Raw genomic sequence first — 12,815 nt, 5'->3', positions numbered from 1 at the left:
CGGAGGACAGCACTGATGACAACTGCCAGCACGTCGCCACCCGACGTCGACGATCCACCGGTGCCGCCCGGGTCCCGCCGTCGACGGAAGCGGTCCGACCGCACCGACGCCGCCTTCTACTGGATGGTCGTCCCGGCGTTCGTGCTCTTCGTCGTCTTCCACACGGTCCCGGTGCTCCAGGGCGTCTTCTACAGCTTCACCGACTACGCCGGGTACGGCGACTGGAGTTTCGTCGGTCTGGAGAACTACGGGTACATCTTCCGCGACGAGCGGATCCGCGACTCGTACCTGTTCACGTTCCAGTTCGCCATCCTCAGCACGGTGCTGACCAACGTCGCCGCACTGGCGATCGCGGTCGGCCTGAACTCGCGGATCAGGTTCCGCACCGCACTGCGCGGAATCTTCTTCCTCCCGCAGGTGATGTCGATCCTGGTGCTCGGTTACATCTTCAACTACCTGTTCAGCACGACCCTGCCCTATCTGGGGCAGAAGTTGGGCAGCCGGACCCTCTCCACCAGCATCCTGGCGGACGAGGACCTGGCCTGGGTCGCGATCGTGGTGTTCGCGGTCTGGCAGGCGACCGCCTTCGCGGTCATCCTCTACCTGGCCGGTCTCCAGACCATTCCCACCGAACTGTACGAGGCGGCGTCGATCGACGGAGCCGGCCGGTGGCGGCAGTTCCGGCAGATCACCTTCCCGCTGATCGCGGCGTTCTTCACCATCAACATGGTGCTGTCGCTGAAGAACTTCCTCCAGGTCTTCGACCACATCATCCCGCTCACCGCCGGCGGTCCGGGCACCTCCACCGAGAGCATCTCGATGGTCATCTACCGGGGCGGCTTCCAGGGCGGCGACTTCGCCTACCAGACGGCCAACGCGGTGCTCTTCTTCATCGTGATCGTCGCGTTCTCGCTGTTCCAGCTCCGGATCCTGATGCGCCGGGAGGTGCGGGCCTGATGTCCAGCCCCACCGTCGCCACCCGGGACGCGACCGCCGGACGGCCGCCGGCCCGGCCGGTCCGCGCCCGTCGGAAGAACCGGGTCAACTGGTGGCTCACCGCGCTGATGGCCGTCCTCTCGCTGACCGTCCTCATCCCGCTCTACTTCGCGGTGGTCACCGCGCTCAAGACGCCCGAGGAACTGGCCGGGTCCGGATTCGCGCCGCCGGGGAACCCCCGCTGGGCAAACTTCGCGGACGCGTGGCGGCTGACCAACTTCCCGAACGCCGCCCTCAACAGCGCGATGGTCACGGTTGGCGCGCTGGTGCTGACCCTGCTGAGCAACTCCATGGTCGCGTACGCGATCTCGCGCAACATGCACCGGCGCCGCTTCCGGCTTCTCTTCTACTATTTCGTCTCGGCGCTGTTCGTGCCGTTCCCGATCATCATGCTCCCGGTGGTGAAGCAGACGGCCCTGCTGGGCATGGACAACCAGCTCGGCCTGACATTCCTGTACGTGGTCTACGGCCTGGCGCTCAACGTCTTCATCTACGTCGGCTACCTCAACTCGATCCCCCGCGAGCTGGAGGAGGCGGCGCGGACCGACGGGGCGGGCGTCTGGACCACGTTCTGGCGGATCATCTTCCCGCTGCTGGCCCCGATCAACGCCACGGTCGGCATCCTGACCTGCCTGTGGGCCTGGAACGACTTCCTGCTCCCGCTGGTCGTGCTCTCCAGCCCGGAGGCGCAGACCCTGCCACTGGTCCAGTACGTGTTCCAGGGCCAGTTCAGCACCAACTACACGCTCGCCTTCTCGTCGTACCTGATGGCGCTGGCACCGATGGTGCTGCTCTACCTGATCGCGCAGCGGTGGGTGATCTCCGGGGTGATGCGCGGCTCCGTCAAGTGAGGCCGCGGTGGGCGGTTCCGGACCGAGCCGCTTTGACCTAGGGTGATGATCATGAAGCCCTGCCGGCCCCCGCAGCGCTCCTCGGCCGGACGCGCCGGACCACCCCCGGTACTGACCACCGCCGCGCTCAACGCCGCGGCCGGAGACGACGCAACCGCCAGCACGTGGGTCCCGCTCCCCGGTTCGGGGCACCCCGCACGATCCCGTCACCCCCGAGAAAGGTGGGCCCACCCATGAACACGCACAACGAAGGGCTGAGCCGGCGCCGTGTCCTGGGCGGAGCAGTCGGGCTGACCGCCGGCGCCGCCACCGTCGCGGCGGGACTGCCCCCCGCCGGCGCATCCGCCGCCGCCACCCGAACCGCGCCCGATCTGGCCCGCTGCCGCGAGCAGGCCGCGCACGTGACGATCACCCGCGATGACTGGGGCATCCCGCACGTGGTGGGCAGGACCGACGCGGATGCGGTGTTCGGGATGATGTACGCCCAGGCCGAGGACGACTTCAACCGGATCGAACGCAACTATCTGGTGAGCCTCGGCCGCCTCGCCGAGGCCGAGGGCGAGAGTGCGATCTGGCAGGACCTGCGCCAACGGCTGTTCGTCGATCCCGCGGCGCTGAAGCGGGACTACGGGAGGATCCCGGGCTGGCTACGCAGGCTGATGCAGGCCTGGGCGGACGGGCTGAACTACTACCTCGCGACACACCCCGAGGTACGCCCGCGGGTGATCGAGCGGTTCGAGCCCTGGATGCCGCTGAGCTTCTCCGAGGGCAGCATCGGCGGCGACATCGAGCGGGTGCCCCTCACCCAACTGGAGGCCTTCTACGCCAATCGCAGCGTGCCGATGACCGACGAGGAGCGCGGGCTGCTGTTCCGCGAGCCCAGGGGCTCCAACGGCATGGCGATCGCGCCGAGCCACACCCGCAACGGACACGCGCTGCTGCTGATCAACCCGCACACCAGCTTCTTCTTCCGCTCGGAGCAGCACGTGACGAGCGGCGAAGGGCTCAACGCGTACGGTGCGGCCACCTGGGGACAGTTCTTCATCTACCAGGGCTTCAACGCGAACACGGGCTGGATGCACACGTCCAGCGGCGTCGACAACGTCGACGAGTTCGCCGAGACGATCGTGACCGGGGCCGACGGCAGCCACTCCTACCGCTACGGCGACGCGCTGCGGCCGGTGACGACGAAGACGATCACGTTGTCCTATCGCACCGCCGATGGCGGGCGGGCGCGGCGCAGCTTCACCACCTTCGCCACCCACCACGGCCCGATCGTGCGCGAGGCGGACGGCAAGTGGATCGCGTTCGCGCTGATGAACAGGCCCGTCGAGGCGCTGCAGCAGAGCTTCCTGCGCACCAAGACGCGGGATTACGGGGACTTCCTCCAGGTGGCCGGCCTCAAGGCCAACAGCTCGAACAACACGCTCTTCGCCGACTCGAAGGGCGAGATCGCCTTCCTGATGCCGCAGTTCATGCCGGTCCGCGAAGACCGCTTCGACTACCGCAAGCCCGTCGACGGCAGTGACCCGGCGACCGACTGGCGCGGGCTGCACACCCTCCGGAGCCTGCCGCAGGCGGTGAACCCGAGGAACGGCTGGGCGTTCAACACCAACAACTGGCCCTGGACCGCGGCCGGCGCGGACAGCCCCGACGCCGCCGACTACCCGCGCTATTTCGACCAGGCCGGCGAGAACCCGCGCGGGCCGCAGGCGATCCGGGTGCTGAGCGCGCGCCGCGACTTCACCCCGCAGACGCTGATCGCCGCCGCCTTCGATCGCTACCTCACCGCCTTCGCCCGGCTCGTGCCCGGACTGGTCGCGGCGTGGGACGGCCTGCCCGACGGCGACCAGCAGAAGGCGAACCTCGCCGACCCGATCGGCCTGCTACGCGACTGGGACTATCGCTGGAGCGCGGAATCGACGGCGACGTCGTTGGCCGTCTTCTGGGGCGAGGCGCTCTGGGCGCCCCTGACCCAGGCGGCGAGGGACGCGGGCATGTCGATGTGGGACTACCTGGCCGAGCGCGCCACCGATGCCCAGCGGCTCACGGCGCTGGAGGCGGCGACCGAACGGCTCAGGCAGGACTTCGGCAGCTGGCAGGTGCCCTGGGGCGAGATCAACCGCTTCCAGCGCAACGACGGGGCGATCACCCAGACGTTCGACGATGCCAAGCCGAGCTTCCCGGTACCCTTCACCTCCGCGCAGTGGGGCTCCCTCGCCTCGTTCGGGGCACGGCGCTATCCGGGCACGAAGCGCTACTACGGCACCAGCGGCAACAGCTTCGTGGCCGTGGTGGAGTTCGGGCCGAGGCTGCGGGCCTGGGCGGTGACGGCCGGCGGCGCGAGCGGGGATCCCGCCTCGCCGCACTTCAACGACCAGGTCGAACGCTACGCCAGCGGCAACCTGCGGCCCGTCTACTTCTACCCCGAGGACCTCCGGGGCCATGTCGAACGGCGCTACCGGCCGGGGAACTGAGCCGAACCCGCCGGCGCTGCGATGTCTCCGCAGCGCCGGCGGTCCTGTCCAGATGCTGCCTCCTCCCCCTCGGCGAGCTGGTGCGCCCGTTCAGGCAGCGCGATGCGCGCTCGGTTTACGCGCCGCCAACGCCCTGCCCGCGGCGGCGAACAGGACGATCGCCGTGGCCATGGCGATCCAGCCGGGCCAGCCGCTCAACCCGAATGACCACGGGTCGGCCGCGGCCACCTGATCGGCGTCGGAGGGCACCACGTTGACGAAGCCGATGACGACGGTGTTGTTGGCGGCGTGCGCGACGGTGGACGGCCAGACCGACCTGGTGGTCAGCCGCAGCCAGCCGAAGAGGATCCCCAGCAGTACGCAGAAGACGAGAAACGGCACCAGGCCGGGGCGCCGATCCGGTCCCACGTATCCGGGCAGGTGCCACACCCCCCAGATCAACCCGGAGAGCACCAGCGCCGGCCAGGCGCCGATCGGTCGCAGCCGTGGCAGCAGGAAGCCCCGCCACCCCCATTCCTCGCAGAACGCCAGCGGCAGGATCACCACGAACAGCAGGATGCTCTGTGCCAGGGACGACAGCAGCAGTACGGGAACCGGGTCTGCCGGGCCGGCCGCGTGGACCATGCGCAGGCCGGAGAACTGGTCCAGGTCAAGGGAGTAGACGCCCGCGACCGCGCCGATCGCGATCGCCGCGATGGCCAGCCCGAGCATGCCCGCGAACGCGAGGGCGGACTGTTTGACGGTGGTACGCCACCGAAACGGTGCGCGCAGGCCGGTGCCGATGGCGGGTCCGGTGCGCGGGCGGAACCAGCGCACGGTCACGAAGGTGGCGATGCCGACCGCGGCCATGCCGCCCGCCGCCAGGATGTCGAGCCCGCTGACCAGCCGGAGCAGCCACAACAGCCACGGCAGCGCGAAGGCGACGGCGAGGAACACGAGGAGCGGACGCCGGCTCGTGGCCGAGTGGTCGCCCGGCTCGATGGTCGGTTGCGGATGCGCCTGCACCGCCCGCGGCGGCGAGGTCATCGGGGTGCCTCCTGCCCGCGCCTGACCGCCCCGACGACGGCGTCGGCGTCCGGCAGGCTCACCACGATCTCGTCGAACGGCAGGCCGGCGGCCGGGTCGACGAGCACCCGGGCGGCGGGGACACTGCGGCGTACCGCCACCAGTTGCCTGGTCCCGGCGCCGTGGCCCCAGTGGCCGGCCCGCAGCAGACCGGAGACGGTGATGCCGTGCCGGCGGATGCCGCGTACGCCTGAGAGCGGCGCCACGGTCGCGACCTCGCGGACAGCCGTGACCGGGATGTCGACGCGTCTACGCAGCGTGAAGAACCGCTCCCAGGTGGAGAACTCGACGACCAGAATCCCGTTGTTGATCGATGCCCGTGCCATGGCCCGCACCTCCATCTTGACTATCTGTTCTACTACAGATATATCAGATAGACTGCGGTTGTGCACCTCACTCTCGATCTCGACAGCGAGGTCCCGATCTACCAGCAGATCCGGGACCGGGTCATTGAGGCGATCGCCCGGGGCGAGGCGCGGGAGGGCGACCCGCTCCCCTCGACGCGCCAGCTCGCGGCCGACTCCGGGATCAACTTCCACACCGTCAACAAGGCCTACGACCTGCTGCGCCAGCAGGGCGTCATCCGGATCAACCGCAAGAGCGGGGCCGTCATCCGCCGCGATCCCACCTCCGGCCCACCCGAGGCCGCCTTCACGGAGGAATGGGAGAAGCGCATGCGCGTACTCCTCGCCGAGGCGACCGTGCACGGCCTGGACGGTGCCGACGCGGTGGGACGCTGCCAGGCGATCGTGTCGAGGTTTCACGCCGAGCGAGGGGCGATCCCATGACGCTGCTCATCACCGCCGACCTGACGGTCATCGCGCTCGTCACCTGCCTGGCGCTGGCGACGACCTGGCTCACCCCGCCGACACTGCCGTTCGGCGTACGGGTCACCGCCGCACGAGTGGCCGATCCGGCCGTGCTCGCCCAACGTCGCCAGTTCCGCCACGGCACGATCGCGGCGGCGGCACTCGCCGGCACGGTCTCCATCCCGCTCCTGCTCGGATCGGCCGGATCCGCCGTGATCGGCAGCACCGCCACCGCCCTGGGCGTGGTGGACCTGCTGCTGTACCACCGGGCATACCGCCAGGTCCGCGCCGCCAAGCTGTCCGGCGGCTGGCGGTCCGAACACCGGCAGGGCATCACCGTCGACACCAGCTTCCGTACCGATCCGATCCGGTTGCCCTGGCACTGGTTGGCGCCGCCCACGGTCATCGCGTTCGTCAGCGCGACGATCGGTTGGTGGCGGTACGACAGCCTGGGCACCACCCTGCCGCAGTTCCAGGGGTACGGCCTCGACGCGGCAGAGCGTCAACCGACCAGCTACCTGAACGCCTTCGAGCCGGTGCTGCTACAGACCGGGATCACCCTGGCGGTCCCGCTGCTCGTGCTGCTCGTGCTGCGGTCCCGCCCCGACCTCGACGCCGCCAGGCCGGTGGGGTCCGCCCGCCGGTACCGGGTCTACCTGGGCGGGGTGGCCCGGCTGCTGCTGCTCGGCGCCGCCTGCCTCAACCTCGGACTGCTCGTCACCGCACTCCAGCTGTGGGGCGTCGTCGCCACCTCCACAGCCTGGCGGGTAGGCACGTACCTGCCCCTGGCGGCCCTGGTCGTCATCCTGCTGATCTGGCAGCACCGGGTCGGCCACGCCGGGCACCGGCTACCCGCCCAGCCCGGAGAGCCGGAAGAAGACTCCGGCGTCGTACAACGTGACGACGACCGGCACTGGATGCTCGCCGGCACGGTCTACCTCAACCGTCGCGACCCGGCCGTCTTCGTCCACACGCGGATCGGAACGCGCTGGACCCTGAACCTCGGTCACCCCATAGCCTGGCTGGTCGTGACCGCCGTGCTCACGGTCGGCCTCCTCGCCGCGGTCGGCGTCATCGACCTACCCCGACGAGAAACCCTCAACTGATCCTGCCGCCCGCGCCAACCAGATCTCGGTGCGCCCGTCCAGTGGATCTCGCACTTTTGTCGGATGCGATAAAAGTTAGAGCGTCTTCGACGAAACATCTAGACATCCAAACGTAACGATCGTAGTGTTTGCCTCGCCAGGCAGCGGCGTGCCCGGTCAGCCACCGAACGTGACGAGGTCGTCCGTCGGCCAGCACGGCGCGCCGCCGAGCGGTCTGCCGTGCCGGTGACGGCGCGACATCGTCCGCTCACCCCTGGGAGGAAACAATGTTCCTACCATCCCCACGAGCACGTACGCCGATCCTCGGCGCGGTCGCCACCGTGCTCACCGTCGCGGCCGTGTGCCTGCCGGTCGGCGCCGCCGCGGCCGCGCCGCCGCCACAGGAGCCCGGTGTCACCCTGCGGGTGTTCGACCTGCAGGTGCCGCTGAACAACCTCTGCACCCTCAAGGCCGCGCAGACCCCCAACGTCGACAAGCTGATGCCGACGGTCGACTGGACGAGCGCGGCCGACTTCGGTTTCGAGGACCGCTTCCTGGCCCAGGTCCTCGGCAACATCACCATCGCCCAGGCCGGCACCTACACCTTCCGGCTGCTCAGTGACGACGGGTCGCGACTCCTGATCGACGACGCCGTGGTCGTCGACCACGACGGACTGCACGGGCCCGACCCGAAGGACGGCACGGTCGACCTCACCACCGGCTACCACTCGCTGCGGATCGAGCACTTCGAGCGCGACGGCGGCCAGCAGTTGACGCTGCAGTGGCGCACTCCCGGCTCGACCTCGTTCGTGACCGTGCCCAACTCGGTGCTGAGCACCGACGCCGGGGTCGTCCGGGTCACCGCGCCCGGCCGCAAGGAGTGCGAGGCCAGCGGCGACTCACCCGGCGACGGGCTGCCGCTGGACGCCGTACATCCCAACTACACCTTGACGAACCTGCGGCCCAGCGGCTTCGAACCCCAGGTCACCGGCTTCGACTGGCTTCCCGACGGGCGCCTCGCGGTGCTCACCTGGGGCGGTTCGCTGACCACCGCCGGCGAGGTCTGGCTCCTGGACAACGTCACCGGCAACACCAGCCCGGCCCAGGTGACGCGGACCCGGGTGGCCAGCGGGCTTCAAGAGCCGATGGGCATCAAGGTCGTCGACGGCAAGCTGTACGTGTCGGAGAAGCACCGGTTGACGGAGCTGAACGACACCAACGGTGACGGGGTGACCGACAACTACCGGACCGTGGCCACCTGGCCGTTCGGCGGAAACTTCCACGAGTTCGCGTTCGGGCTGCTCTACGCCGACGGGTTCTTCTACCTGAACCTCTCGGTGGCGATCGACTACGGCGGCGCCACCACGAACCCGCAGCCGGTGGGGAACCGGGGCACCACCATCAAGGTGAACCGGACGACCGGCGCCGTGTCCTACCTCGCGGGCGGGCTGCGTACCCCGCATGGCATCGGCTGGGGGCCGGAGAACGGGCTCTTCGTCACGGACAACCAGGGCGGCTACCAACCGGCGTCCAAGCTGCTGCACATCAAGCAGGACCGGTTCTTCAACCACTACCTCAACCCGGCCGGGCCGTTCGACAACAATCCGGTGACCCAGCCGGTGATCTGGTTCCCGCAGAACGAGATCGGCAACTCGCCGAGCACCCCGGTGATGATGACCCAGGGCCCCTTCGCCGGACAGCTGGCCATCGGTGACGTGACGTACGGTGGCCTCCAGCGCGCGTACCTGGAGAAGGTCAACGGCGAGTACCAGGGCGCACTGTTCCGGATGACGCAGGGTCTCGAGGCCGGCGTGTCCGAGGTCAGCGTCGGCCCGGACGGCGCCCTCTACACCGGTGGCCTGCACGGGGGCGGAAACTGGGGCCAGGAGGGCAAGCTCAGCCACGGCCTACAGAAGATCGCGCCGAACGGCAGTGCCACCTTCGACATGCTGGCGATGCGGGCCCGACCGAACGGGTTCGAGATCGAGTACACCAAGCCGCTGTCGACGGCGACCGCGACCGGCCTGGCCTCGAAGTACCGGGTCAAGCAGTGGCGGTACGTCCCGACCGCCGACTACGGCGGCCCGAAGATCGACGAGGAGACGCTGTCGGTGTCCTCGGCGACCCTGTCGGCCGACGGCAAGAAGGTCACCCTGGTCGTGAACGGACTCAAGGCCGGCCGGGTCGTCCACGTCCGCTCGCCCCGGCCGTTCAGCGCGAGCGACGGCCAGGCACTGTGGAGCACCGAGGTCTGGTACACCCTCAACGCCATCCCCGGCCAGTCACCGGCGGTCAACCTCGCCCTGGGCAGACCGGCCACGGCCGACAGTTCCTGCTCGGTGACCGAGGGCCCGGCGAAGGCCGTCAACGGGACCGTCACCTCGGGGAACCTCGACAAGTGGTGTTCGTTGGGATCCAGCAGGTGGTTGCAGGTCGATCTGGGTTCTGCGCAGAGCGTGAACCGGGTCGTCGTGCAGCACGCGGGTGCCGGTGGTGAGGTGGCCGCCTGGAACACCCGCGACTTCACCGTCCAGGTCAGCACCAACGGCACCGCCTGGACGACGGTCGCGAACGTCACCGCGAACACCGCCAACACCACCACGCACACCTTCGCGGCGACCCAGGCCCGGTACGTCCGGCTCGCCATCACCACGCCGAACAGCGACGGCAGCAACGCGGCCCGGATCTACGAGTTCGAGGTCTACGGCGGCGGTGCCGCCCCGGCATCGGGCAACATCGCCCTGGGGCGGCCGGCTACCGCGGACAGCTCCTGCTCCAGCGCCGAGGGGCCGGCGCAGGCTGTCAACGGCAGCGTGACCGGCGGCAACGGCGACAAGTGGTGCTCGCTCGGCACCACCAAGTGGTTGCAGGTCGACCTCGGCTCCACCCAGAGCGTGCACCGGTTCGTGGTCAGGCACGCGGGCGCCGGTGGTGAGACCGCCGCGTGGAACACCCGCGACTTCACCGTCCAGGTCAGCACCAACGGCACCGCCTGGACCACGGTCGCGAACGTCACCGGCAACACGGCGAACGTCACCACCCACGACATCCCGGCCACCCAGGCCAGGTACGCGCGACTGGCCGTGAACGCGCCGACCAGCACCACCGACGGCGCGGCCCGGATCTACGAGTTCGAGGCGTACGGCGCGGCCGGCAACCCCGGCCGGATCACGCTCTTCGACGGGACCAACATGAACAACTTCCAGCAGGCCAACGGGGCCAACCCGACCTGGCCGCTGGGCAATGGTGGGGTGGAGGTGCTCGGCGGCGACATCCGGAGCCGGCAGAGCTTCGGCGACTTCAGGCTCCACATCGAGTTCTGGCTGCCGAACCTGCCGGCGGACGTCACCGGGCAGGCCCGGGCGAACAGCGGGATCTACCTTCAGGACCGGTACGAGTTGCAGGTGCTCGACTCGTACGGCGACACCACCCCCGCCACGAACGAGTGCGGCGCCATCTACGAGAAACTGGCGCCGAGGGTGAACGCCGCGACCGCACCCCAGACCTGGCAGACGTACGACGTGACCTTCCGCGCCGCCCGGTTCAACGCCTCGGGGGCAAAGACGGAGAACGCCCGCGTCACCGTCGTGTGGAACGGCGTCACCGTGCACGACAACGCCGAGATCAACGGGCCGACCGGCAACGGGGCGCCGGAGGGGCCCTCGGTGGGTCCGATCCGTCTCCAGGACCACGGCGACCCCGGGGCCAACCTCTTCTACCGCAACATCTGGGTCGAGCCCATCACCTCGTAGCTCGGACGACGACGTGGCAGCCGCCCACGGTCGTCACATGTGCCGGAAGTTGCCGCCTGCCACGGCCGAGGATCCTCGGCGGTGGCAGGCGGTCGCATGTCCGCACTCGCCCGGCGCCGCCAAACTCTGGGGTGGTAGGCGCCGACTCCGACCGTCACCGGCCCTTGCTAGCCGGCGTGGACCAGTGGGCGCACCCGGCCACCATGACTACGGTCCGGAAAATCTCCGGAACTTCCGGTGAGGTGTGCGCGGATCTCGCCCCTCCGACCGATGCTCCGGTGCGATCAGCCTGGATCCCGATCGACCAGATGGGACTACTGGGCAAGGAGTGGCGCCGCCCCGTGGGAAGCCGATCCACGGCGAGGGGGTTTCCGCAATGTTTCGGAAAGTTGTTGACAAGTCGACGGGTGGGTCAATACCGTCGCATCGACGGCGCTCAATCACCGTCGATGCCATCCACCGCGACCCACTCCTCCGGTCGTCGTGCAGGACGACCGGTCACCACCACCACCGCGTGGTACGACGCCGATGTCCGGCGGCCGTCACCCGGCCACCCGACAGCCCGCCGGGTCGTACCGCGCTGCTGGCCTCCCGCCAGCCGTCACGAGGAGGAAGCAAGCCCATGAGCGACACGAACCACACCCCCACCACACCGAGGAGACGCAACCGTCTGCGCCTGCTCCTCGGCGCCGCCTGCGCCGCAGTGCTGGCCGTCAGCAGCACGGTGATGGCCACCAACGCGTACGCCGAGGCCGACCGGACCGTCAGCTCGAACGCCACCGGCACGCACAACGGTTTCTACTTCTCGTTCTGGAAAGACAGTGGCGACGCCAGCATGACGCTGCGCGAGAACGGCCGCTACTCCAGCCGGTGGAGCAACAGCACCAACAACTGGGTCGGCGGCAAGGGCTGGGCGTCCGGCAGCCGTCGGACGGTCAGCTACTCGGGCACCTACAACCCGGGCAACAACAACACCTACCTCGCCCTGTACGGATGGACGCGGAGCCCGCTCATCGAGTACTACGTGGTGGAGAACTTCGGCAGCTACAACCCGAGCAGCGGCGCCACCCGGATGGGCACGGTCACCACCGACGGCGGCACCTACGACATCCTCCGCAGCCAGCGGGTGAACCAGCCGTCGATCGACGGTACCGCCACGTTCTACCAGTTCTGGAGCGTCCGCCAGCAGAAGCGGAGCAGCGGCACCATCACCTTCGGCAACCACATGGACGCCTGGGCCCGCGCCGGCCTGAACCTCGGCACGAGCTGGGCCTACCAGGTGATGGCCACCGAGGGCTACCAGAGCAGCGGGAGCTCCGACATCACCGTCCGGGAGGGCGGCGGCGGAAGCAACCCGCAGCCCACCGCCACCACCCCCGGAAACCCGGGCGGCGGCAACTGCACCGCGACGGTCTCCGCCGGCGACAGCTGGAGCGACCGGTTCAACCTCAACGTCGCGGTCAGCGGTGCCAGCAACTGGGTCGTCACCCTCAACCTGAACGGCGGCCAGACCCTGCAGAACAGCTGGAACGCCTCCGTCAGCGGAACGAGCGGAGCGATCACCGCGAGACCGAACGGCAGCGGCAACAACTTCGGAGTAACGATCATGGCCAACGGCAACACGACCTGGCCGACGATCACCTGCCGAACCGGCTGACCGCGACCAGCTCCTGACACCGCACCTGTGGCGCGGCGGCCCTCGGCCGCCGCGCCACACTCGGTACGGGGTGTTGCGGAGAGGTGGGTATCCGCGGCGGCCGGCCCGGTCGGGCCGACCGCG

The 12,815-nt window shown here is 69.3% G+C and carries 9 protein-coding genes; 7 read left to right on the top strand and 2 right to left on the bottom strand.

Features of this window, described 5'->3' with window-relative positions:
* Positions 1-15 precede the first annotated feature (15 nt).
* The 3 genes from ACQEUR_RS17250 (at position 16) to ACQEUR_RS17240 (ending at position 4,324) form a co-directional block, all read left to right on the top strand.
* Positions 16-957: a carbohydrate ABC transporter permease gene (locus tag ACQEUR_RS17250; protein WP_433031818.1), complete on the top strand. Its 942-nt coding sequence runs from the start codon at positions 16-18 to the stop codon at positions 955-957.
* Positions 957-1,847 (top strand): carbohydrate ABC transporter permease, encoded by an 891-nt coding sequence (locus ACQEUR_RS17245; protein ID WP_433031815.1) that lies wholly within the window; start codon positions 957-959, stop codon positions 1,845-1,847. The genes ACQEUR_RS17250 and ACQEUR_RS17245 overlap by 1 nt, the downstream gene beginning before the upstream one ends.
* A 233-nt stretch (positions 1,848-2,080) precedes the next feature.
* Positions 2,081-4,324, top strand: coding sequence for a penicillin acylase family protein (locus ACQEUR_RS17240; RefSeq protein WP_433031812.1), 2,244 nt, complete (start codon positions 2,081-2,083; stop codon positions 4,322-4,324).
* A 90-nt stretch (positions 4,325-4,414) separates the two neighbouring features.
* Here the strand turns inward: ACQEUR_RS17240 and ACQEUR_RS17235 are convergent, their stop codons facing one another.
* Together ACQEUR_RS17235 and ACQEUR_RS17230 are read right to left on the bottom strand one after the other, a co-directional pair.
* Positions 4,415-5,350 carry a lysostaphin resistance A-like protein gene (locus tag ACQEUR_RS17235; protein WP_433031809.1) on the bottom strand — a complete coding sequence of 312 codons (936 nt, stop codon included), beginning with the start codon at positions 5,348-5,350 and terminating at the stop codon, positions 4,415-4,417.
* Positions 5,347-5,715, bottom strand: a complete 369-nt coding sequence (locus tag ACQEUR_RS17230) for a hypothetical protein (RefSeq protein ID WP_433031806.1) — start codon at positions 5,713-5,715, stop codon at positions 5,347-5,349. The genes ACQEUR_RS17235 and ACQEUR_RS17230 overlap by 4 nt, the downstream gene beginning before the upstream one ends.
* Positions 5,716-5,775: 60 nt before the next feature.
* Here ACQEUR_RS17230 and ACQEUR_RS17225 point away from each other — a divergent pair, with 60 nt between their 5' ends.
* From ACQEUR_RS17225 to ACQEUR_RS17210, 4 genes are all read left to right on the top strand, one after another.
* A complete protein-coding gene (locus ACQEUR_RS17225) occupies positions 5,776-6,177 on the top strand; it encodes a GntR family transcriptional regulator (RefSeq protein ID WP_433031803.1) in 402 nt (133 codons plus the stop codon).
* Positions 6,174-7,304, top strand: a complete 1,131-nt coding sequence (locus tag ACQEUR_RS17220; RefSeq protein WP_433031800.1) for a DUF1648 domain-containing protein — start codon at positions 6,174-6,176, stop codon at positions 7,302-7,304. Before ACQEUR_RS17225 ends, ACQEUR_RS17220 begins: the two co-directional genes overlap by 4 nt.
* A gap of 266 nt (positions 7,305-7,570) precedes the next feature.
* The gene (locus tag ACQEUR_RS17215; RefSeq protein WP_433031797.1) at positions 7,571-11,035 is read left to right on the top strand and encodes a galactose-binding domain-containing protein; all 3,465 of its coding nucleotides are present in this window, start codon (positions 7,571-7,573) and stop codon (positions 11,033-11,035) included.
* A gap of 622 nt (positions 11,036-11,657) precedes the next feature.
* Complete coding sequence (locus ACQEUR_RS17210; protein ID WP_433031794.1) at positions 11,658-12,692, top strand: glycoside hydrolase family 11 protein; 1,035 nt, start codon at positions 11,658-11,660, stop codon at positions 12,690-12,692.
* The last annotated feature ends 123 nt before the right edge of the window (positions 12,693-12,815 follow it).

It is taken from the genome of Plantactinospora sp. CA-290183, assembly GCF_050936375.1.
In the GTDB taxonomy this organism is placed as follows: domain Bacteria; phylum Actinomycetota; class Actinomycetes; order Mycobacteriales; family Micromonosporaceae; genus Plantactinospora.
This window is presented reverse-complemented; position numbering and strand designations above follow the sequence as displayed.

Bases quoted from the DNA above. Each gene is read 5' to 3' on its own strand.
- ACQEUR_RS17250 (WP_433031818.1), top strand. From the start codon at position 16: ATGACAACTGCCAGCACGTCGCCACCCGACGTCGACGATCCACCGGTG.
- ACQEUR_RS17245 (WP_433031815.1), top strand. From the start codon at position 957: ATGTCCAGCCCCACCGTCGCCACCCGGGACGCGACCGCCGGACGGCCG.
- ACQEUR_RS17240 (WP_433031812.1), top strand. From the start codon at position 2,081: ATGAACACGCACAACGAAGGGCTGAGCCGGCGCCGTGTCCTGGGCGGA.
- ACQEUR_RS17235 (WP_433031809.1), bottom strand. From the start codon at position 5,350: ATGACCTCGCCGCCGCGGGCGGTGCAGGCGCATCCGCAACCGACCATC.
- ACQEUR_RS17230 (WP_433031806.1), bottom strand. From the start codon at position 5,715: ATGGCACGGGCATCGATCAACAACGGGATTCTGGTCGTCGAGTTCTCC.
- ACQEUR_RS17220 (WP_433031800.1), top strand. From the start codon at position 6,174: ATGACGCTGCTCATCACCGCCGACCTGACGGTCATCGCGCTCGTCACC.
- ACQEUR_RS17215 (WP_433031797.1), top strand. From the start codon at position 7,571: ATGTTCCTACCATCCCCACGAGCACGTACGCCGATCCTCGGCGCGGTC.
- ACQEUR_RS17210 (WP_433031794.1), top strand. From the start codon at position 11,658: ATGAGCGACACGAACCACACCCCCACCACACCGAGGAGACGCAACCGT.